Consider the following 18,918-nt stretch of genomic DNA (forward strand, 5'->3'; position numbering starts at 1 on the left):
AGGCCGGCTGCCGAACCCCCGAACCCGCGCGGGGCGCGGCCGTGCCCGACCACCGCCCGCCGGCGGGCGGTGGCCCGGTGAGGGGTCGGCCCGGTCAGGGGTCGACCCGGTCGAGCGCGGCGCCGTCCCACGTCGTCTGGATGCACGCGACACCACGCCCGTTGCGCGGGCGCAACACGTCGTAGATGTGCATGCGCGGGATCTTGTCGGACACGCCCCACCCGCTGGGCCAGGTGATCACCCAGTCCATGTCGAGGTCGACCAGCAGGCCGAGCATGCGCGCGATCGTCGGGTCGTCCAGCCGCTCGAACGCCTCGTCGAGCAGCACCAGCCGCAGCGGCGAGAAGTCGTCGCTCACCGCGTCGTAGAACGAGGCCGCCGCGGCGAACAGCGTGACGTAGGAGATCAGCCGCGTCTCACCCGACGACAGCTGCCGCAACCGGCGTTCGCGCGGCCCGCCGTCCGGCCCGGTGTCGGCGACCGTGACGGTGAACTGGTGCCACGTCCGGTAGTCCAGCGCCCTGGCCAGGACCTCGGCGTAGCTGCCGGTGTGGGCGTCCCGCTCCTGCTCGATCCGCTCGGTGAACACCTTGCGCAGGGTCGCGTCCTGCTCCGGGTCGCGCTCGGCGTAGGGCAGGCGGACCAGGGCCAGGGCGTCGCGGGTCTCCTCGTCCAGCGCGGCCGAGTACCGCCACGCCAGCTTGACGTGCACGCCCTGGCTGGACTTGGCCCGGGCCAGGACCTCGTTCATCCGCTTGCACAGGTCCTCGGCCACCGCGATCTGCCCGCGCAGCCACTCGGCCAGGTCGCGGATCAGGTAGTCGGCGAAGATGCCCTGGTAGCGGTCGTCCAGGAAACCCCGCTGCTCGACCAGCTTCTCCGTCACCCGGCGCGCCGCGGTGGCGACCGGCCGGGCGCCCTCCTCGCCGGTGACCATCACCGTCAGCAGCCCCGCGTGCTGGTCGGCCGCGATGTCGTGGCTGCCGGCCAACGACGTCTGCAGCGCCTGCAGCCTGGCGATCACGGTCGCCTCGCTCGCGCCGCGCCGGTCGGCCCCGAGCAGCGCGGCGCGCACCGACGTCACGTCCGCGGGCACGTCCGGCAGCGCGGCCGCCACGATGCCCGGCGCCCCGACGGTCGCCCGGAAGTGCTCGGCCGCGCGGTCCGCCGCCCCCCGCGCCTGGTCGAGCTGTTCGGCCGTGGTCTCCAACTGGGCGGACAACTTCGCGGCCTGCTCGCGGGCGGACGTGACGTCCTCCCGCAAACCCTTGATCTCCGCGCGCATCTCCCGCCGCGAACGCTCCAAATCGGACAGTTGTCCGGCGATTTCGCGGGCCTCGCCGCCGATGGCGTCGGTCAGCTCGGCCAGCGCCGAGGACTGCGTCGCGTAGTCCAGGCACCGCGCCTCGGCCTCCTCCTCGGCCACCACGCGATCCGCCACCGCCGCGTGGTAGCGGTGACCGGCGTCGGTCAGGTCCGCCACCGTGCCCCGGCACTGGCGACCCAGCACGTCACCCAACCGGTCGGCGGCACGCCGGGCCTCGGCGGCGGCGTTGCGGGCCTCGCGCAGGCCCTCGGTCGTCGAGGGCAGCCCGGCGTCACCGGCCTGCCGGACCAGCGCGGCGCGCGCCGCCTCGCAGCGGGCCTCGACCTGCTCCAACTCGCTCCGCAGCTCCTGCGCGCGCCGGGCCGAGCGGTCGGCGCTCTCCTGCGCGGCGTTGAGCCGGCCGTGGCGGGTCACCAGCTCGCGGTCGGTGGGGAACCGGTCCAGGTGGGCCTCCCACGCCTCGACCGAGGCGCGCGCCGCGGCGAGGTCGCGCTCGACCTCGCCCAGGTCCGCGCGCAGGGCCGCCAGCTCGTCCTCCAGCTCGGCGATCCGGCGGCGGCGGGCCGCTTCGCGCACGCCGGCGCCGATGAACTCGGCGACGTCCTTGTGCCACGCGCCCGCCAGCACGCCCGCCCGCCAGCTGCCGTCGGTCGCCACCGCGAAGGTGCCGCGGTCCAGCGAGACCGACGCGAGCAGGCCGGCCACGACCGACTCGGGCACCGGCGAGCCCGGCTCGATCTCCGGGACCAGCACCGAGGCCAGCGACGGGCCCGGCACCGGGGGGCCGACCACCGCGATCACGTCACCGCCGGCTGCGTGGCCGGGGGCTGCGTGGCCGGGTGTCGCCTGGCTGGCGACTGCGTGGCCGGGTGCTGCCTGACCAGGGGCCGCGTGCCCGGCTGCTGCGTGGCCGGCGGTCACGTGGCCGGCGGCCGTTGCCGTGGTGGCGGTGGCCGTGACCGCGCTGCCGGTGGCCGTTGCCGTCGCGGCCGTGGTGGGGCTGGTCGCTGCGGCGGTGCCGGTGGTCGTGGTGGTGGCTGTGTTGTCGGGTGGGGCTGCTGCGTCGTCGGCCGCGCTGCGGGCGGTCGTGGTCGGGGTCGAGGTGGTCGTGGTCGGGATGGGCGGGGTGGTTTCGGCGTCCGATTCTCTCAACCGATGATCGGTAACGCCGTTTCCGTACATCTTCGGAGCCACTTCACCCGAAGGTGTGACCCAGGCGTCCAGGAGTCCCGACGCCTCCAGGGCCGCCTCCAACCCGGCCCGCTCCTCCGCCGACACCGACTGGTGGAAGTCAACCAGGCGGTAGAACGGCGCGCCCGTCGAAACGTCCCGCTCCGCCGACGCGAACCGCCCGCGCTCGGGCACCCGGGACGTCCCCGACCGCAGCGCCGCCAGCTCCGCGTCCCGCTCGTCGATCGCCCCCGCCAACGCGGCCCGGCGCTGCGCGACCGCGTGCGCCGCCTCCCGCGCCACCGCCAGCGGGGGGCCCGCCCACTCGCGCGCGGCACCGGCGAGGGCTCGCGCGGCGGCCGGGTCGACCGATGCGGGCAGGGCCAGGTCGTCGGTCGGCTGGGGGGTCGCGGGGGCCGCCGTGCGCCACGCGTCGACCTCCGCCAGCCACGCCTGGGCCACCTCGGCCAGTTCCCGCGCCTCCCGGTCGCGCAGCGCGGCGGCCTCGGTGGCGGCCTCCCCGGCATCCCGCGCGGTCTGCCGCAGCACGTCCACCTGCCGCTGGGCGGCTTCGACCTCGGCGGCCCGCTCGTCCAGCGCCAGCACCAGCGCACCGCGCTGCCGGGCCAGCGACGCGAGTTCCGCCGCCCGCCCGACCACCGGTTCCAGCTCCAGGTCCGCCACCACCGGTGGCACGCGCCGCTCGATGGGCAGCGGTTCCGCCTCGGGGTCCGGCTTGGCCCGCACCGACTCCGTGCGCACCTCCGCCTCGACCACGCCGACCCGCGGCACGTCGGGCACCGCCGCCGGGTCGAGGCCGGCGGCCCGCAGGTGGTGGCGCAGCGGCTCCACCAGTTCCTCCGCGGTCCCCAGGTCCTCGGCCAGGCGCCGCAGGAGGCGCAGCACGCCGTCGACCGCGCCGTCCTCCTGGAGGCGCTGCTTGTTCGCCACGTCGAGGGCCGCGAGCGCCGACGACCGCTTCTCCGCGACCAGCTTCTCGCGCGTCTGCAAATCCTGGAGGTCGCGGAACGCGGGCAGTTCCTTGAGCGCCCCGATGGTCTCCTCGGCCCGCTGCTCCGACGCCTCCAGCGCCGCCAGCGAGTGCTCGGCCGCCGCGCGGGTCGCCAGGGTCTCCTCCAGCGACGCGGTCAGCCTGCCCGACGCGCGTTCCAGCTTGCGCACGCCGTCCTCGGCGGCGCCGAGCCGGTCCGAGGCGGTGCGCAGCCCGGCGAACGCGTAGTCCGAGTACGTCTTGAGGAACGTCCCCAGCGCCGCGTCCGCGGTCGACAGCCGGGTGATGTTCTCCCGGATGGACTCCAGGTCGTCGAACGAGGTGGCCAGCTGCTCGACCATCGCCTGGTCCAGCGGCGGCAGCGCGTCGGAGAGGATCTGCTCCAGCTGTCCTTCCAGCACCTTCAGCCCGACGTCGGGGTTGCGCAGGGTGCGCTGGAGGTGCAGCAGGTCGCCGTAGCGGGCCGCGGGCACGCCGTAGACCGCCTCGGCGACCTTGGCCCGGAACGCGGCCTCCTCCAGCACGCAGTCCGCGCCGATCGCCTCGCGCAGCTGCGCCGGGCCCAGCGGGGTGCGGTCGACGGTGAGCCGGAGGTCGTGGCCCACGCGCGCGGGGGTGACGAACCGCCACGAGTCGGTGATGGCCTGCGAGGTCTTGGACGCCTTCACGCCCAGCCCGCAGGTCAGGTACTCGCCGGAGTCGCGGGTCAGCTCGACCCACGCGTACCCGATGCGGTTGGGGCCGCCGTCGTAGTCGTCGAGCATCAGGCGCCGCAGCGACACCGTGTCGAAGCCCTTCGAGCCGACCTGCCGCAGGTCGCCGTCCAGGCACAGCGGCAGCAGCAGCTCCAGGGTGCGCGACTTGCCGGAGCCGTTGGTGCCCTGGAAGATCGCGCGCCCGCCGGAGAAGTCGAACACCTGCTCGGTGTACTGCCAGACGTTGACGATGCCGCCCCTGTGCAGCCGCCACCTGTTCACGCGGTCTCCTCATCGAACAGCGACCAGCTCGGCTCCGCCGGGACGGCCACCGGTCGTTCCACTTCACGTTCGGGGTCGCCGTCGGGCACCGGCACCCACCGGTGCGCGACGGGGTTGAGCAGCCAGCCGTCGTCGGTCGGCACGGCCAGGCCGGTGCGGCGCAGCAGTTCCAGCACCTCGTCGACCAGCCGGTCGAGGTCGTCGGTGAACTGCCTGGACCACGCGGTCGGGTAGTCGGCCACCAGCCGCGCGCACTCGGCGCGCAGGGCGTCGGCGGTGACGGGGTGCCTGCCGTCCGGGCGCGGTGGCGCCGTGAGCAGCGGCGGCAGCGCCAGCAGGGCGATCCGGGCCACCGTCGAGGTGCCCGGGAAGTACAGGTCGGTCAGGTAGTCCTCGGGGTCGGCGGCCAGCACGCCCTCGGCGCGGCACTCGGTGCGCAGCCCGAAGCACGCCTCCAGCAGCGCGGTCTCCTTGCGCTGGTGGCGCCGCAGCCAGTCGGCCTGCTCGGGCGGCAGGTCGGCGTAGAGCACGACCGGGTCCTCCACGAGCCTGCGCCGCACCGCGTGCTCGACGCCGCGCGGTCCCGGCCGGGCCGCCAGCTCGACCAGCCGCTCGGGCGTGGTGGCCTCGGCCACCGGGCCGGTCAGCAGCTGCCCGAGCAGGTCGGTGTCGACCGTGATCAGCGCCTCCGCCTGCACGTCGACGGTGCCCTCGGTCTCGTGCAGCACGCCCAGCGACACCAGGTGCCGCAGCGCCGAGGTCAGCGCGCGCCGGTCGGCCACGTCGTCGACGACCTCGATGCCGGCCTCCGCGGCGGCCGCGCGGATGTCGGCGACCAGCCGCGACAGCAGCGCCTGCCGGCCGATGCCGGTGAGCACCGCCAGCGTCAGCGCCAGGTAGGCGTAGCCGCGCGGCGACATGCCGGGCACGCCGCGCGAGTCGTCGGGTCCCGGCCCGGACTTGTAGAGCCGCGCGAACCGCCGCTCCACCACCAGCCGGTAGCCCAGCAGCCGGGCGAACAGGTCCTGGAGCGCCACGCGGTGCCGGTAGACCAGGGCCACCAGCTCGCCGTCGGGACCGTCGGCGCGCAGCAGGGGCCGCCGCAGCAGGGTGCGCGCGCACCGCACCACGTCGGCCGCGTCGATCTCGGAGAGGTCGTCGAACATCAGTCGAGCACCAGCGTCGAGTCGTGCAGGGTCAGCGTGCCCGCGGCGGAGCGGATCCGGGTCACCTGCCCGCGGGCGGGGGAGACGGTCACCCGCAGCCCGCGCACCGGGTCGGTGGCCGAACCGGGGTCGGCTGCGGTGTCGCGCTGCGCCATGGCCAGGGTCAGCAGCTCGCACAGCACGCCCAGGGCGCCGCCGGACAGCGTGGCGGTGTCGAGCCGGGGCGCCGCGGCCGCCAGCTCGGCCACCGACGCGGCCCGCCGCTCGTCGGCCTCGCGGGCCTCGGCCAGCAGCGACTGCTCGGTCATCGGGTCGTCCAGGATGCGCGACGCCCGCCCGCGCCCGCCGCGGTCGGCGCGGCTGCGCACGCTCACCGGCACGTCCACCACCGGCCCGTCGCGCCACGGGGTGCGCTCGTCGTCGCGGTCGTGCTCCGGCGCGGGCGAGACGTGCCGGGACGGGTGCAGGCCGAACGCGGCCGCGTAGAGCCGGTGCCCCCGCGCCGCCGGGCCCTCGTCGAACCACGCGGCCAGCTTGAGCAGCTCGGCGCGCCTGCCCGGCAGCAGCCCGCCGCCGGAGGTGGCCCGCTTCACGCTGGCCAGCAGCGACCCGATGGCCCGCGCGGTCGCCTCGCGCAGCGCCGTCACCTGGCTGGGCCTGCCCGGCCGGTCCACGAACCAGTCGGTCAGCTCCTGCCAGTCCTCGGCGGACCGGCCGCGCGCGCGTTCCACCCGTTCGCCCAGGTCGGCGCTGCCCAGCAGGGCCAGCAGCCCGGACCGGGCGGCGCCCAGCCGCGCCAGCTCGTCGGCGATGGCGGGCGTGTGCCGCAGCACGTCCTCCACCACCATCTGGATGTACTCGACCAGCAGGTTGCGGAACCCGGAGATCTCCTCCGGCGCCAGGTGGTGCCGGGTCACGACCTGCCCGAGGTAGGCGTAGAAGTCGCGCACGGTCGCGGCCAGCTCGGCGTGCTGCAGGAACAGCGTGGTGACCTGCTCGGCCAGCACCTCCCGCGGCCGCCGCGCGTCGCCCGACAGCGCCTCGGCCAGCGTCCGCCCGAGCTGCCCCAGGCCGCGCTCCACGGCGGGCAGCAGCTCCCGCGACACCTCCCGCGCACCCTCGGGCACGCGCAGCAGCTCGTCCACGTCGCGCTGCACCCGCACGGCGAGCTTGCTCACCTGGTAGCGCACGCTGCCGTGCTGGAACTCGGCGATGCTGGAGGCCACCACCTCGCGCCTGCCCTGCACCAGGTTGCCCCACTCGACCAGCTGCCGGAGCCGGTTGATCACGTTCTCGATGCGCGACTCGCCGGGGTCGACCCGGCCCTCGCGCTCGGCGCCGGCCAGGGCGCCCGCCACCTCGCCCGCGGACAGGTCGGCCAGCAGCGTGGAGGTGAACAGCCGCATGATGGCCAGGTACGTGCGCTGGTGGTCGCGCGCGTCCAGGTACGCGTAGAGCTTGAGGCGGGCTGGTTCCACGCCTGCCCACCCTAGTGCGGGGGTCCGACGGGCCGGGGCTACCGTGCCCCCTGTGAGTCTGGGGCGCGCTGTGGGGTTGCTGGTGGGCGTGGCCGCCGACGCCGTGCTCGGCGATCCCGGGAGGTACCACCCGGTGGCGGGGTTCGGCCGCGTGGCGGCGGGGCTGGAGCGCAGGGTCTACCGGGACGACCGGGTCGCCGGGGCGGCGCACACCGCCGCGCTGGTCGGCGGGGCGGTCCTGGCGGGCGTCGCGGTCGAGCGGCTGGCCGGGCGCCGCGAGGCGGTGCGGGCGCTGACCACCGCCGCGGCCACCTGGGTGGTGCTCGGCGGGGCGTCGCTGGCCGACGAGGGCACCGCGATGGGCCGCGAGCTCGACGGCGGCGACCTGGCGGCGGCGCGCGACCGCCTGCCCAACCTGTGCGGGCGCGACCCGTCGCGGCTGGACACCGCGGGCCTGGCGAAGGCGACCGTGGAGTCCGTGGCGGAGAACACGTCCGACGCCGTGGTCGCCCCGCTGTTCTGGGGCGCGGTCGCGGGCGTGCCCGGGCTGCTCGGCTACCGCGCGGTGAACACGCTCGACGCGATGGTGGGCCACCGCAACCCGCGCTACCGGCGGTTCGGGTGGGCCGCCGCGCGCCTGGACGACGTGGCGAACCTGCTGCCGTCGCGGCTGGCCGCGCTGCTCACCGCGGCCGGGGCGCCGGTCGTCGGCGGTTCGGCGGGCGAGGCGTGGCGGACGTGGCGGCGGGACGCCTCGGCGCACCCGAGCCCCAACGCCGGGCAGGTGGAGGCGGCGTTCGCGGGCGCGCTGGAGATCCGGCTGGGCGGGCGCACGGTGTACGCGCACGGCGCGGAGGACCGGCCGGTGCTCGGGCACGGCCGCAACCCCGACGCGGGTCACGTGACGCGGGCGGTGGAGCTGTCGCGGGTGGTCGGCGCCTCGGCGGCGGCCGTGACCGCGGTCGTCGCCCTGCTCAGGCCCCGCCTGCGGCCCGGCTCGCGGCCTGGTCACCGGCCCGGTCGCTGACCCCGGCGTCGACCCCGGTCCGGCCCCCGGCCCCGGCCCCGGCCCCGGCGTCGTCCGCGGCCTCGGCCCTGGCCTCGTCCTCGGCGAGCATCTCGGCCACGGACTTCCGCCTGACCGGGCGGTCGTCGGTCAGCGCGCCGCCGGGCCTGGCCTCGCGCACGGTGAAGTACAGCCAGCCGCCCAGCGCCATCACGCCGAACGCGATCCACTGCAGCGCGTAGGAGAAGAACGGCCCCGCGTCCAGCTTGGGCAGCGGCAGCGCGCCCTCCACGCCCGGCTGGCCCTCGGTGAGCTGGAAGTAGCCGGGCCGGATGTCCAGCCCGGCGGCCCGGCCCACCACGGCCGCGTTGATCGCGTACACCTGCCGCCGGCCGTCCTGGTCGAACGCGTCCCGGTCGTCCGACTCGCCCCGCCGGGTCCACGCGACCAGCGTCACGTCCCCGGTCGGCACGGGCGCCAGGTCGGGCACCCGGATGCCGTTGACCGGCCGCACGTAGCCGCGGTCGACCAGCACGACCTGCCCGCCGGCCAGCTCGAACGGCGTCAGCACCTCGAACGCGGCCTCGCCCTGCACGGTGCGCAGCCGGGCCACCGCCTGCCCCTCGGGCAGGTAGCGGCCGGCCAGCGTGACGCGGCGCCACTCGAACTCGTCGTTGGGCCGGTCCAGCAGCGACTCCACCGGCACGGGGTCGGTGCGCACGGCCGTGGTGACGGCGTCGTTCTGCGCCTCCCGCTCGGCGTCACGGCTGAACTGCCAGGGGGCGAGCAGCGTGAAGCACGCGCCCGCGAACACCCAGACCGCCAGCGTCAGCGCGAGCCAGCCGGGGCGAAACAGGAACTTCAACCGCACGTCACCACGGTAAGCCCTAGTCCGATGTGACCTGCACCCGGTCGAAGCGCGCGGTGAAACCGGACCCCGTCGGCGCCGCCGCCATCAGCCCCGCCAGCACGCCGCCCTCCGGCGGGAAGTAGGCCAGGCGCAGCAGGGCGGTGGGGTCGGCGTCGTCCAGCCCGTAGCGCAGGGTGACCGCGTCGCCCGTGCGCTCGGCGGCGATGGTGACCCGGTCGACCCGGCCGACCCCCACCACCGACCAGTCGGAGAAGTCCCTGGTCACGACGGTGCTGATCTGGAACTCGCCGTCCACCAGCTCCACGCCCGCCTTGATCCAGTTGCGCTCGTCGACGCGCAGCGAGATGCCGGCCTGGTCGTACTGGTCGGTGTAGTCGGCGGTGAACGACGCCGTGACGGCGAAGTCGTCGATCACCGGCACGCCCAGGACGTGCCCCGAGTCGCGGTCGTAGCCGTAGTGCGTGGTGCGCCAGAAGTCGGTGCCCGGGTCGGCGGTGACGGTCACGCCGCCGTCGGTGCCCCAGGAGCGCGGCTCGTTGAACCAGCGCCAGTCGTCCCGGCCGAAAAGTTCGATACCCATCGGACAATCATCTCAGCGCGCGGGCGGCAGCCAACGCCTGTTGGGCGTAACCCCGGCCGAACAGCACGGCGTGCACCAGCACGGGGAACAGCTGGTGCAGCGGCACGCGCTCGCGCCACCCGTCGGCCGGCGGGGCCAGTTCGCGGTAGGCGGCCAGGACGCGGTCGAGGTGGGGGCAGCCGAACAGGTCGAGCATGGCGAGGTCGGTCTCCCGGTGACCGCCGTGGGCGGCGGGGTCGATCAGCCACGCCCGGCCGTCGGCGGCCCAGTGCACGTTGCCGTGCCACAGGTCGCCGTGGAGGCGGGCCGGTGGCTCGTCCGGCGCCTCCACGCGGACCGCCTCGACGAGGCGGGCCTCGTCGGGGGTCAGCGCGCCGGCGTCGACGGCCAGGCGGGCGTAGTGGGCGATGCGGTGCTCGCGGAACCAGTCGGACCAGGTGGGCGCGGGGACGTTGCGCATGGGGGCCGGCCCGATGGCGGCCTCGGTCGGGCCGCCCGGTGGTGGGGCGCCGAACGCGGGCGCGCCCGTCGCGTGCAGGCGGGCCAGCGCACGCCCGAACTCCTCGGCGGCGGCCGGTGACGGGTGGCCGGGTTCGACGTGGTCCACGACCAGCCACCGGTCGTCGTGGCCGCGGACCGCGGGGACCGGCGGGGCGGCGGGTTCGGCCAGCCACTCCAGGGAGGCGGCCTCGGCGAGCACGGCGTTCGGGTCGGGGTGCCGCTTCGCGACGACCACGTCGCCGTCGGCCAGGTCGACCTCCCAGACCGAGGCGCCGATCCGCCTGGTGGCGGTGGCGGGGACGCCGGTCAGCGCGGTCGCCGCGTCCTCGGGTGTCACGGCTCCTCCTGGGTTGTCCACAGGCCGGGTCGGGGCGACGCCGGGTGTCGGGGTTGGCCGGCAGGATAGAAGCAGGGGTCCCCTGGGCGGGCAGGGTTCCGGCAAAGTCGTTTGTGCTGTTCAGGGTTTGAATGCGGGTGGGCACGGCGCTCCGGGGTGATCATGTGAGTGTCTGTGTCGCATGGTCCGGGGAGTGCCGTGTCCGCCTTGTCATCCTGCCCGGTGTCCGGTGCCGTCGGTGGCGGTGGCGGTGGACGGCAAGTCGGTGGCCGGGACGTTCGGTCGGGCCGGTGGCAGCGGGGTGCACCTGCCGGCGGCGTTGCGTCATGCCGGCCGAGGGTCTACCCCCACCCCGATTCGCCGCCCGGGGACGACATGCCCTGCCCGGTCTTCGAGGGCCGAGGACACGGCCGCACTGAACCGCGCGCCGTCCGGGTCGCCCCGCTCGGGGACCACGGCTTCGGCGACGTCGACCTCCCCACGCCGCTACCGCGTTCCCCGTCGGGCGCTACCGGGCCTGCCACGCCACCGGCCGGCGCGGCGCCTTCGCCGGGCTCGGGGTCGGCAGCCCGACCGGCGACGACGCCCACCCCGCCCGCGTCATGGCCTCCCCGCGCACCCTCGCCATCAACGCACTGCGACACACCGGCCACACCGACATCGCCAAGGGGTTGCGAACCATGGCCCGCAACCCCCAACGAACGCTCCAACTCCCCGGAATCACCACCTGAACAGCACAAACGACTTTGCCGGAACCCTGCCCGCCCAGGGGACCCCGGCGAAGCCCGCACCGGACAGCCCCCACCGCCCACCGCTCACAACCGCTCGCGCGTCCAAGCCAGCAACCCCGGCACGGCCGCCTCCACCATCGCGACCACCCGCCCGAACCCGGCCTCGTCCCCATAGTAGGGATCGGGCACGTCGACCCCGTCCGCACCGGGGTCGAACGACCGCAGCAGCCGCACCCGCCCCGGGTCGGCCACCATCCGCCGCAGGGCGCGGGCGTGCCCGGAGTCCAGCGCCACCAGCAGGTCGGCGTCGAGGTGGTCGCCACCCACCTGGGCGGCAACGTGCTCGGTCGGGTAACCGTTGTCCGCCAACGACTTGGCCGCCCGCGGGTCGGCCGGGTCGCCCACGTGCCAGCCGCCGGTGCCCGCGCTGGTCACCTCGACGAGGTCACCCAGGCCGGCTCGCCGCAGGTGCTCCCGGAATATGATCGCGGCCACTGGGGAACGGCAGATGTTGCCGGTGCAGATGAAGGTCACGTGGAGCGTCACGGCAGGGCAGTCTGCCAGGCCGGGCGCCGCTGTCGGAGCGCGCGCGGCGACCGCTCTCGTTGGGGGTTTGTTCGATGTCCGTGGTCGCTGTCGTCGTGCCGCTCGCGGTCCTGGCGGTCGTCGTGGCGGTGGTGCTGCGGCGCCGGTCGTGGCCGCGGACGCCCGCGTTCGCCCGGCCCCGCCCGGTGACCTCGCCCGGCGGCCTGGCGCCCGACCCCAATGCGGGGTTCTTCACCCATCGCACTTTTTTGTTCCGCAAAAGGTATTTCTTCGTCGGCACGGGCTGCCCGCCGCGGCCGGTCGCCGATTTCCCGTCACTGGACGTGTCGCAGCGGGAACAGCCCGTGCGCGTGGCCCGGCACGGCATCCGGTCGTGGTGGTGGTTCGAGGGCGAGTTCTACCGCGAGGCGGCCGCGTCGCAGGCCGACGACGTGCTGGCGTGGGTGCGCGAGCGCGAGCGGCGGCGGCGGGCCAGGCAGGAGCGGGACCGGTTCCTGTCCGCCGCGGAGGAAAGCATGCGAAAGCGGGAGAACGGGTAACGAACGGGCGCGCGTTTCCGACGGACAATGCGTAGGTAATGCACGGGGGAAGGAACGCGAATGTCTCGCACGTGTGTCGCTCGCCGGGTCCGTCCGTCCCATTCGGAGCGGCCGGGGCGGGCGGGTGCGCCGGGGCGCCCGAGGAAGGCCGGGGAGCGGTGAACGAGCCGTCGCCGTGCCGGTTGGCCGGGTGCGAGGTGCCCTCGCCCGCGCACCTGCTGCTGAGCGCGGCGGTCATCCTGTTCGCGGTGCTCGCCTCGGTGGTCTGGAACTCGGTGGTCTGACCGCGGTCTCAGCCGCCTCTCAGCCGGGCCGGGCGACGATCGCCCCGTGACCACCGCGAAGCTCACGCCCACCATGCCCGACCTGGTCCGGGCCCTGCCACTGGTCGAGGACGAGGTGCGGCGGCTGGCGACATCGTCGTCGCTGCCGGTCGTGAACGAGCACGCCGGCCGCATCACCGCCGCGGGCGGCAAGCGGCTGCGCCCGATCCTGGTGCTGGCCGGGTCCCTGGCCGTGTCCGGCACCGTGCCGGACAAGGCGGTCACCGCCGCGGCGTGCGTGGAGCTGCTGCACGCGGGCTCGCTGGTGCACGACGACCTGATGGACGGCGCCACCGAGCGGCGCGGCGTGCGCACGGTCAACGCGGCCTGGGGCACCGGGCCCGCGCTGCTGGTCGGCGACTTCATGCTGGCCCGCGCCAGCCAGGTCGCGCTGGAGCGCGTCTCGCCGCACGCCGCGGCCCTGCTCGCCCGCGCCGTGGCCGACCTGGTCGAGGGCCAGGTGCTGGAGGTGCTGGACCTCTTCGACGCCGACCGCACGCCCGAGGGCGCCCTGCGCTCGGTGGAGCGCAAGACCGGCGCGCTGTTCGAGGTGGGCTGCGAGCTGGCCGGGCACTGCGCCGACGCCGACGGGGCCACCACCGCCGCCCTGGCCCGCTACGGCGCGCTGTTCGGGGTGGTGTTCCAGGTCCTCGACGACCTGCTGGACCTGGCGTCCACCTCGCGCCGCCTGGGCAAGCCGGTCGGCAACGACGTCCGCCAGGGCGTCTACACCTTCCCGCTGCTGCGCGCCCTGACCGACGAGCAGCGCCGGCTGCTGCGCGAGCGCGGCCGCGGGCTGACCGACGCCGAGCTGGCCGGGCTGCTGGCCGGGCTGCGGCAGACCAGCATGGTCGCCGACACGCTCGCGCACTGCACCTCCCTGGCCGCGCGGGCCGTGCGCGCGCTGCCCGACCTGCCCGCCTCGCCGGCGCTGGACGTGCTGCGCGAGCTGCCCGGGGCCTACCTCGACTGGGCGGCCTCGCAGATCGCCTAGACTCCGCGCGGTGACCAGCCAGGATTCCGGCCGGGCGCTGCTGCGCCACCACGGGGACGTCGACGCCGCGCCAGGACTGGCGGACTTCGCGGTGAACGTGCGGGTGCCGGCGCCGCCGGGCTGGCTGCGCGACCGGCTGGCCGCCGCCCTGGGCACCCTGGGCGCCTACCCGGGCGCCGCCGCCGACCTGCGGGCCCGCGAGGCCGTCGCCGCGCGGCACGGCCGGTCGCCGGACGAGGTGCTGGTGCTCAACGGCGCCGCCGAGGGCTTCGCCCTGCTGCCGCACCTGCACCCGGGCCTGGCCGCGGTGGTGCACCCGTCGTTCACCGAACCCGAGGTGGCGCTGCGCGACGCGGGCGTGCCCGTGCAGCGGGTGCACCTGTGGCCCGAGGACGCCTACCGGCTGCGGCCCGAGCTCGTGCCCGACGAGGCCGACCTGGTGGTGCTGGGCAACCCGACCAACCCGACCTCCGTGCTGCACCCGGCCGAGGTGGTCGCGGCGCTGGCCCGGCCCGGCCGGGTGCTGGTGGTGGACGAGGCGTTCGCCGACGCGATCCCCGGCGAGCCCGAGTCGCTGGCCGGCCGCGGCGACCTGGGCGGCCTGCTGGTGCTGCGCAGCCTGACCAAGACGTGGGGCCTGGCCGGGCTGCGCGCGGGCTACTTCCTGGGCGCCCCGGAGCTGCTGGCCCGGCTCGCGCTGCCCCGGCCGCAGTGGCCGGTGGGCAGCCTGGTGCTGGAGGCGGTCGCCGCGTGCTGCTCGCCCGAGGCCGTGGCGCAGGCCGACGAGCTGGCGTGGGAGGCGCGCGAGCACACGTCGCTGGCCGTGGCGCGGCTGGGCGACCTGGTGGTCGTGCCGCCCGCCGCGCCGTTCGTGCTGCTGCGCGTGCCCGACGGGGAGCGGGTGCGGCGGGCGTTGCGCGACAAGGGCGTGGCCGTGCGGCGCGGCGACACCTTCCCCGGCCTGACCGCCGACCACCTGCGCGTCGCGGTGCGCGCGCCCGAGGAGTTCGCGCTGCTGGTGGACGCGCTGCGCGTGGTGCTGGAGGAGCGATGACCACCCTCGGGGACGTGCTGGCGGTGCTGGAGGCCGCCTACCCGCCGGGCACCGCCGAGTCGTGGGACGCGGTGGGCCTGGTGTGCGGCGACCGCGCCGAACCGGTCACGAAGGTCCTGTTCTGCGTCGACCCGACCGGGTCCACTGTGGACGAGGCGCTGGAGGTGGGCGCGCAGCTGCTGGTGGCGCACCACCCGCTGATGCTGCGCGGCGTCAACGGGGTGCCCGCCGACGACCCCAAGGGCGCCCTGGTGCACCGGCTGATCCGCGCGGGCGTGGCGCTCCACACCGCGCACACCAACGCCGACGCGGCCAACCCCGGCGTGTCCGACGCGCTGGCCGCCGCCCTGGGCCTGCGGGTCACCGGGCCGCTGTCCCCGGCCCCCGCCCGCCGGCTCGACGTGTTGGCCGCCCACGTGCCGGTCGGGCACGCCGAGCGGGTCCTCGACGCCCTGCACGCGGCCGGCGCGGGCGCCGTGGGCGACTACCGCGACGCGGCGTGGACCGTCGACGGCACCGGCCGGTTCCGCCCGCTGGCGGGCGCGGCGCCCGCGATCGGCGAGCCCGGCAGGCCGGAGCGGGTGGCCGAGACGCGGGTCGAGGTCGTGCTCGACCGCCGGCTGCGCGCCGACGTGGTGCGCGCCCTGCGCGCCGCCCACCCCTACGAGGAGCCGGCGTTCAACCTCAACGAGGTCGCCGAGCTGCCCTCCGACACCGGCATCGGGCGCGTCGGCGAACTGCCCGCCGCCGAGCCGCTGCGCGCGTTCGCCCAGCGCGTCGCCGACGCCCTGCCCGCCACCGCCTGGGGCGTGCGCGCGGCGGGCGACCCCGACCGGCCCGTGCGGCGGGTCGCGGTGTGCGGCGGCGCCGGCGACGGCTACCTGTCCGCCGCCGTCCGCGCGGGCGTCGACGCCTACGTCACCGCCGACCTGCGCCACCACCCGGCGGGCGAGCACCTGGCCGCGGGCGGGCCCGCCCTGGTCGACGTGGCGCACTGGGCCAGCGAGTGGCCGTGGTGCGGTCAGGCGGCCGACGTCGTGCGCGCCGCGTTCGGCGGTACGGTCGAAGTCGTCGTCTCGACCCGCCGGACCGACCCGTGGACCGTCGGCGCGACGAGCCGGACAGGAGGAACCCCGTGAAAGCCGATCCCGCCGTGCAGCGCCGGTTGCTCGACCTCGCCCAGGTCGACACCGAGCTGGCGCGCGTGACCCACCGCCGCCGCACGCTGCCCGAGCTGGCGGAGATCGCCGAGGCCGAGAAGGTGCTGCGCGCCAAGCAGGACGCGCTGACCCTGGTCGAGACGAACCTGGGCGACCTGGAGCGCGAGGTCAAGCGGCAGGAGACCGAGATCGACCAGGTCCGGGCCCGCGAGGAGCGCGACCGCGGGCTGCTCCAGGGCGGCACCGTCGGCGCCAAGCAGCTCACCGACCTGGAGCACGAGCTGGCCACCCTCGGCCGCCGCCGCGGCGCGCTGGAGGACGACCTGCTGGAGCTGATGGAGCGCCGCGAGGCCGTCGAGGCCGACGTGCAGCACGCCCGCGTCGAGCTGGACAAGGCGCAGGAGGCCCTGGCCGACGCGGCCCGCCGCCGCGACTCCGCCCTGGCCGACCTGGAGACCACCGAGGCCAGGCGCACCGCCGAGCGCAGGACCATGCTCGGCCAGTTCCCCGAACCGCTGCTGGCCCTCTACGACCGGGTGCGGGCGCACAAGGGCACCGGGGCCGCGCTGCTCCAGTCCCGCCGCTGCGGCGCGTGCCGCATCGAGCTGGACCGCAGCGCCCTGGCCCACGTCAAGGAGTCGCCCGCGGACGAGGTCGTGCAGTGCGAGGAGTGCGGCGCGATCATGGTCCGCACCGCGGAATCCGGCCTGTGAGGGTCTTCGTCGAGGCCGACGGCGGGTCGCGCGGCAACCCCGGGCCCGCCGGCTACGGCGCCGTGGTGCTCGACGCCGACGGCGCGGTGCTGGCCGAGCGGTCCGCGGGCATCGGCGTGGCCACCAACAACGTCGCCGAGTACCAGGGCCTGCTCGCGGGCCTGCGGGCGGCGGCCGAGCTGGGCGCGTCCGAGGTCGTCGTGCGGATGGACTCCAAGCTCGTGGTCGAGCAGATGTCCGGCCGCTGGAAGGTCAAGCACCCGGCCATGCAGCCGCTCAACGCGCAGGCCCGCGAGCTGGCCCGGGAGTTCGCCCGGGTCGGCTACGAGTGGGTGCCGCGCGAGCGCAACAAGCGCGCGGACCGGCTCGCCAACGAGGCCATGGACGAGCAGGCGGGCGTGGAGCGGCGGCCCCGGGAGGCCGCGCGGGCGGGCCCCGAGCCGCGGCAGGCCGAGCGCCCCGGGCCCCCGGCGGCCGAGCAGGCACCGCCGTCGTCGTGGACCGGCGCGGTCGGCGAGCCCACCCGGCTCTACCTGCTGCGGCACGGGCAGACCGAGCTGTCGGTGGCCCGCCGCTACTCCGGCCGCGGCAACCCGCCGCTCACCGACGTCGGCCGGGCCCAGGCCGAGGCCGCGGCCCGGCGGCTGGGCAAGGTCGAGGGCGTCGCCGCCGTGGTGTCCTCCCCGCTGGGGCGCGCCGCGGAGACCGCGCGCGCCGTGGCCGCCGCCACCGGCGCCGGGCTGAGCACCCACGACGGCCTGGTGGAGACCGACTTCGGGGCGTGGGAGGGCCTGACGTTCACCGAGGCCGCCGCGCGCGACCCGGAGCTGCACCGGCGCTGGCTGGCGGACCCGTCCGTGCCCGCGCCCGGCGGCGAGAGCTTCGACCAGGTGCAGCAGCGCGTGCGACGGGCGCGCGCCGACCTCATCGCCCGCCACGGCGGCGCGACCGTGGTGGTGGTCAGCCACGTCACCCCGATCAAGCAGCTGCTGCGGGTGGCGCTGGACGTCGGCCCGTCACTGCTGTTCCGGCTGCACCTGGACCTCGCGTCGCTGTCGCTGGTCGAGTTCTACCCCGACGGGCACGCCTCCGTGCGCCTGGTCAACGACACCTCGCACCTGGGTTAGCCGACCGCGTCGGTCAGCCGACCGCGCGCAGCCGCTCGCGCCCACGCCGGAACCGCGTCTCCGCGACGGCGTGGGCGAACCGGTCCACCGCGTCGCACAAACCGCGGTCGGCCTTCGCGTCGATCACGTCGCCGTTGATGTCGCCGTCGAGGACGAATTCGCCGCGCAGCACGTTGTCCGCGCCCTTGCCCGCGAGCAGCGGGTTGAGCGCGTAGTCCATCGCGACGAGGAAACCCTGGCTGCCGCCCGTGGCCAGCGGCAGGATCGCCCGGCCGCGCAGCGCGCGTTTCGGCAGCAGGTCCAGCAGCGCCTTCACCAGGCCGCTGTAGGCCGCCCGGTAGACCGGGCTGGCGACCACGATGCCGTCGGCGCGCAGCACGGAGGCGACCGCGTCGCCGATCTCCGGGTCGCGCAGGTCCTCGGTGAGCAGGGACAACGTCGGCAGCGTGCGGACGTGCAGGGTCTGGACCGCGTGGTCGGACGCGCGCAGCAACTGCTCGACGCGCGAGACCACGACACCGGTCCGGGACACGGGGGAAGGGCTCCCGGAAATCAGCAGGATGGACGACATGGGTCGCTGGAACCTCTCGGTGAGAACAGCTCGGATTACGAGGTGAAATTCGTCAGCGACAACAGATGGCGCCGGAGGTGCGCCCGAAATCAATGTGCCGGCGGCGGGTCAGCCCCGCGATTCCTGGCATGTTCCGAGTAGAGCAGCGCGACCACACTGCGGACAAGGGACGGGGTACCCGGTTCCACGTCGTGGGAGCCGGGCGGTTAAGCTGGGCCGAGCGGATGAGTCGGCAGGGCGGCCGCGTCGACGGGTGTACCCCCGTCGCCGAGGAAAGTCCGGACTCCACAGGGCAGGGTGGTTGTCAACGGCAACCAGGGGCGACCCTCGGGACAGTGCCACAGAGAACAGACCGCCCCGGCGCGAGCCGGGGGAAGGGTGAAACGGTGGTGTAAGAGACCACCAGCGCCCCCGGTGACGGGGGCGGCTAGGTAAACCCCACCCGGAGCAAGGCCAAGAGGGTGTCCCCCGGGACACCTGCGCAGGCGTTCGAGGACGGCCCGTCCGATGCCTGCGGGTAGGCCGCACGAGCCTGTCGGCGACGGCAGGCCGAGATGGATGGCCGCCGAACGGGAGCGCCGCGAGGCCCCCGGGAACAGAATCCGGCTTACATGCCGGCTCATCCGCCCCGCACCTCGCACGCGCCGCCACCTCGCACGCGGCCCCGCCCCACCCCGGCCGACCGCCCCGCCGATCCGGCGGCCGCCGCCCGCGAGACCGGGTCGGCACCGCGCG

16 protein-coding genes and 1 other RNA gene are annotated in these 18,918 nt (G+C 75.8%); 9 read left to right on the forward strand and 8 right to left on the reverse strand.

The genetic code is table 11. The features are described from left to right. Positions 1-94: 94 nt before the first annotated feature. Genes EKG83_RS48880 through EKG83_RS04600 form a run of 3 tightly spaced genes read right to left on the reverse strand, consistent with a single transcriptional unit; the run spans position 95 to position 7,130 of the window. Complete coding sequence (locus EKG83_RS48880; RefSeq protein ID WP_033430354.1) at positions 95-4,486, reverse strand: SbcC/MukB-like Walker B domain-containing protein; 4,392 nt, start codon at positions 4,484-4,486, stop codon at positions 95-97. Then, positions 4,483-5,652: a TIGR02678 family protein gene (locus tag EKG83_RS04595; RefSeq protein WP_033430353.1), complete on the reverse strand. Its 1,170-nt coding sequence runs from the start codon at positions 5,650-5,652 to the stop codon at positions 4,483-4,485. Before EKG83_RS04595 ends, EKG83_RS48880 begins: the two co-directional genes overlap by 4 nt. Further along, a complete protein-coding gene (locus EKG83_RS04600; RefSeq protein ID WP_033430352.1) occupies positions 5,652-7,130 on the reverse strand; it encodes a DUF2397 domain-containing protein in 1,479 nt (492 codons plus the stop codon). The genes EKG83_RS04595 and EKG83_RS04600 overlap by 1 nt, the downstream gene beginning before the upstream one ends. A gap of 52 nt (positions 7,131-7,182) precedes the next feature. Here EKG83_RS04600 and EKG83_RS04605 point away from each other — a divergent pair, with 52 nt between their 5' ends. Next, positions 7,183-8,157, forward strand: a complete 975-nt coding sequence (locus tag EKG83_RS04605; protein WP_033430351.1) for a cobalamin biosynthesis protein — start codon at positions 7,183-7,185, stop codon at positions 8,155-8,157. Here EKG83_RS04605 and EKG83_RS04610 read toward each other — a convergent pair. From EKG83_RS04610 to EKG83_RS04625, 4 genes are all read right to left on the reverse strand, one after another. Next, positions 8,105-9,007: an SURF1 family cytochrome oxidase biogenesis protein gene (locus tag EKG83_RS04610; RefSeq protein ID WP_084716304.1), complete on the reverse strand. Its 903-nt coding sequence runs from the start codon at positions 9,005-9,007 to the stop codon at positions 8,105-8,107. The two genes, EKG83_RS04605 and EKG83_RS04610, sit on opposite strands and share 53 nt — an antisense overlap. Before the next feature lie 16 nt (positions 9,008-9,023). Continuing rightward, positions 9,024-9,587 (reverse strand): DUF1349 domain-containing protein, encoded by a 564-nt coding sequence (locus EKG83_RS04615; RefSeq protein WP_033430350.1) that lies wholly within the window; start codon positions 9,585-9,587, stop codon positions 9,024-9,026. 7 nt (positions 9,588-9,594) lie between these two features. Next, positions 9,595-10,425 (reverse strand): fructosamine kinase family protein, encoded by an 831-nt coding sequence (locus EKG83_RS04620; RefSeq protein WP_084716303.1) that lies wholly within the window; start codon positions 10,423-10,425, stop codon positions 9,595-9,597. An 815-nt stretch (positions 10,426-11,240) separates the two neighbouring features. Continuing rightward, the gene (locus EKG83_RS04625; RefSeq protein WP_033430349.1) at positions 11,241-11,702 is read right to left on the reverse strand and encodes a low molecular weight protein-tyrosine-phosphatase; all 462 of its coding nucleotides are present in this window, start codon (positions 11,700-11,702) and stop codon (positions 11,241-11,243) included. 74 nt (positions 11,703-11,776) lie between these two features. On the opposite strand from EKG83_RS04625, the gene EKG83_RS04630 reads away from it, so the two are divergent. The 7 genes from EKG83_RS04630 to EKG83_RS04655 all read left to right on the forward strand — a co-directional run bounded on the left by EKG83_RS04630 (position 11,777) and on the right by EKG83_RS04655 (position 17,612). Next, positions 11,777-12,241 (forward strand): hypothetical protein, encoded by a 465-nt coding sequence (locus EKG83_RS04630; RefSeq protein WP_033430348.1) that lies wholly within the window; start codon positions 11,777-11,779, stop codon positions 12,239-12,241. A 158-nt stretch (positions 12,242-12,399) separates the two neighbouring features. Then, on the forward strand, positions 12,400-12,525 hold the full coding sequence (locus EKG83_RS48885) for a hypothetical protein (RefSeq protein WP_265590316.1): 126 nt from the start codon (positions 12,400-12,402) through the stop codon (positions 12,523-12,525). Positions 12,526-12,571: 46 nt separating this feature from the next. Next, the gene (locus EKG83_RS04635) at positions 12,572-13,558 is read left to right on the forward strand and encodes a polyprenyl synthetase family protein (RefSeq protein ID WP_228122500.1); all 987 of its coding nucleotides are present in this window, start codon (positions 12,572-12,574) and stop codon (positions 13,556-13,558) included. A 10-nt stretch (positions 13,559-13,568) separates the two neighbouring features. Then, on the forward strand, positions 13,569-14,612 hold the full coding sequence (gene cobC / locus EKG83_RS04640; RefSeq protein ID WP_033430347.1) for an Rv2231c family pyridoxal phosphate-dependent protein CobC: 1,044 nt from the start codon (positions 13,569-13,571) through the stop codon (positions 14,610-14,612). Further along, complete coding sequence (locus tag EKG83_RS04645; protein ID WP_033430346.1) at positions 14,609-15,751, forward strand: Nif3-like dinuclear metal center hexameric protein; 1,143 nt, start codon at positions 14,609-14,611, stop codon at positions 15,749-15,751. Before cobC ends, EKG83_RS04645 begins: the two co-directional genes overlap by 4 nt. Then, entirely contained in the window at positions 15,748-16,485 is a 738-nt protein-coding gene (locus EKG83_RS04650) for a zinc ribbon domain-containing protein (protein WP_033430345.1), read from the forward strand. The genes EKG83_RS04645 and EKG83_RS04650 overlap by 4 nt, the downstream gene beginning before the upstream one ends. Beyond that, positions 16,482-17,612 (forward strand): bifunctional RNase H/acid phosphatase, encoded by a 1,131-nt coding sequence (locus EKG83_RS04655; RefSeq protein WP_033430344.1) that lies wholly within the window; start codon positions 16,482-16,484, stop codon positions 17,610-17,612. The genes EKG83_RS04650 and EKG83_RS04655 overlap by 4 nt, the downstream gene beginning before the upstream one ends. 13 nt (positions 17,613-17,625) lie before the next feature. Here the strand turns inward: EKG83_RS04655 and ssuE are convergent, their stop codons facing one another. Next, the gene (gene ssuE, locus EKG83_RS04660; RefSeq protein WP_033430343.1) at positions 17,626-18,183 is read right to left on the reverse strand and encodes an NADPH-dependent FMN reductase; all 558 of its coding nucleotides are present in this window, start codon (positions 18,181-18,183) and stop codon (positions 17,626-17,628) included. Positions 18,184-18,408: 225 nt separating this feature from the next. On the opposite strand from ssuE, the gene rnpB reads away from it, so the two are divergent. Continuing rightward, an RNA gene (gene rnpB / locus EKG83_RS04665) (RNase P RNA component class A) lies at positions 18,409-18,809 on the forward strand. Positions 18,810-18,918 lie beyond the last annotated feature (109 nt).

Source organism: Saccharothrix syringae, from assembly GCF_009498035.1.
GTDB classification, from domain to species: domain Bacteria; phylum Actinomycetota; class Actinomycetes; order Mycobacteriales; family Pseudonocardiaceae; genus Actinosynnema; species Actinosynnema syringae.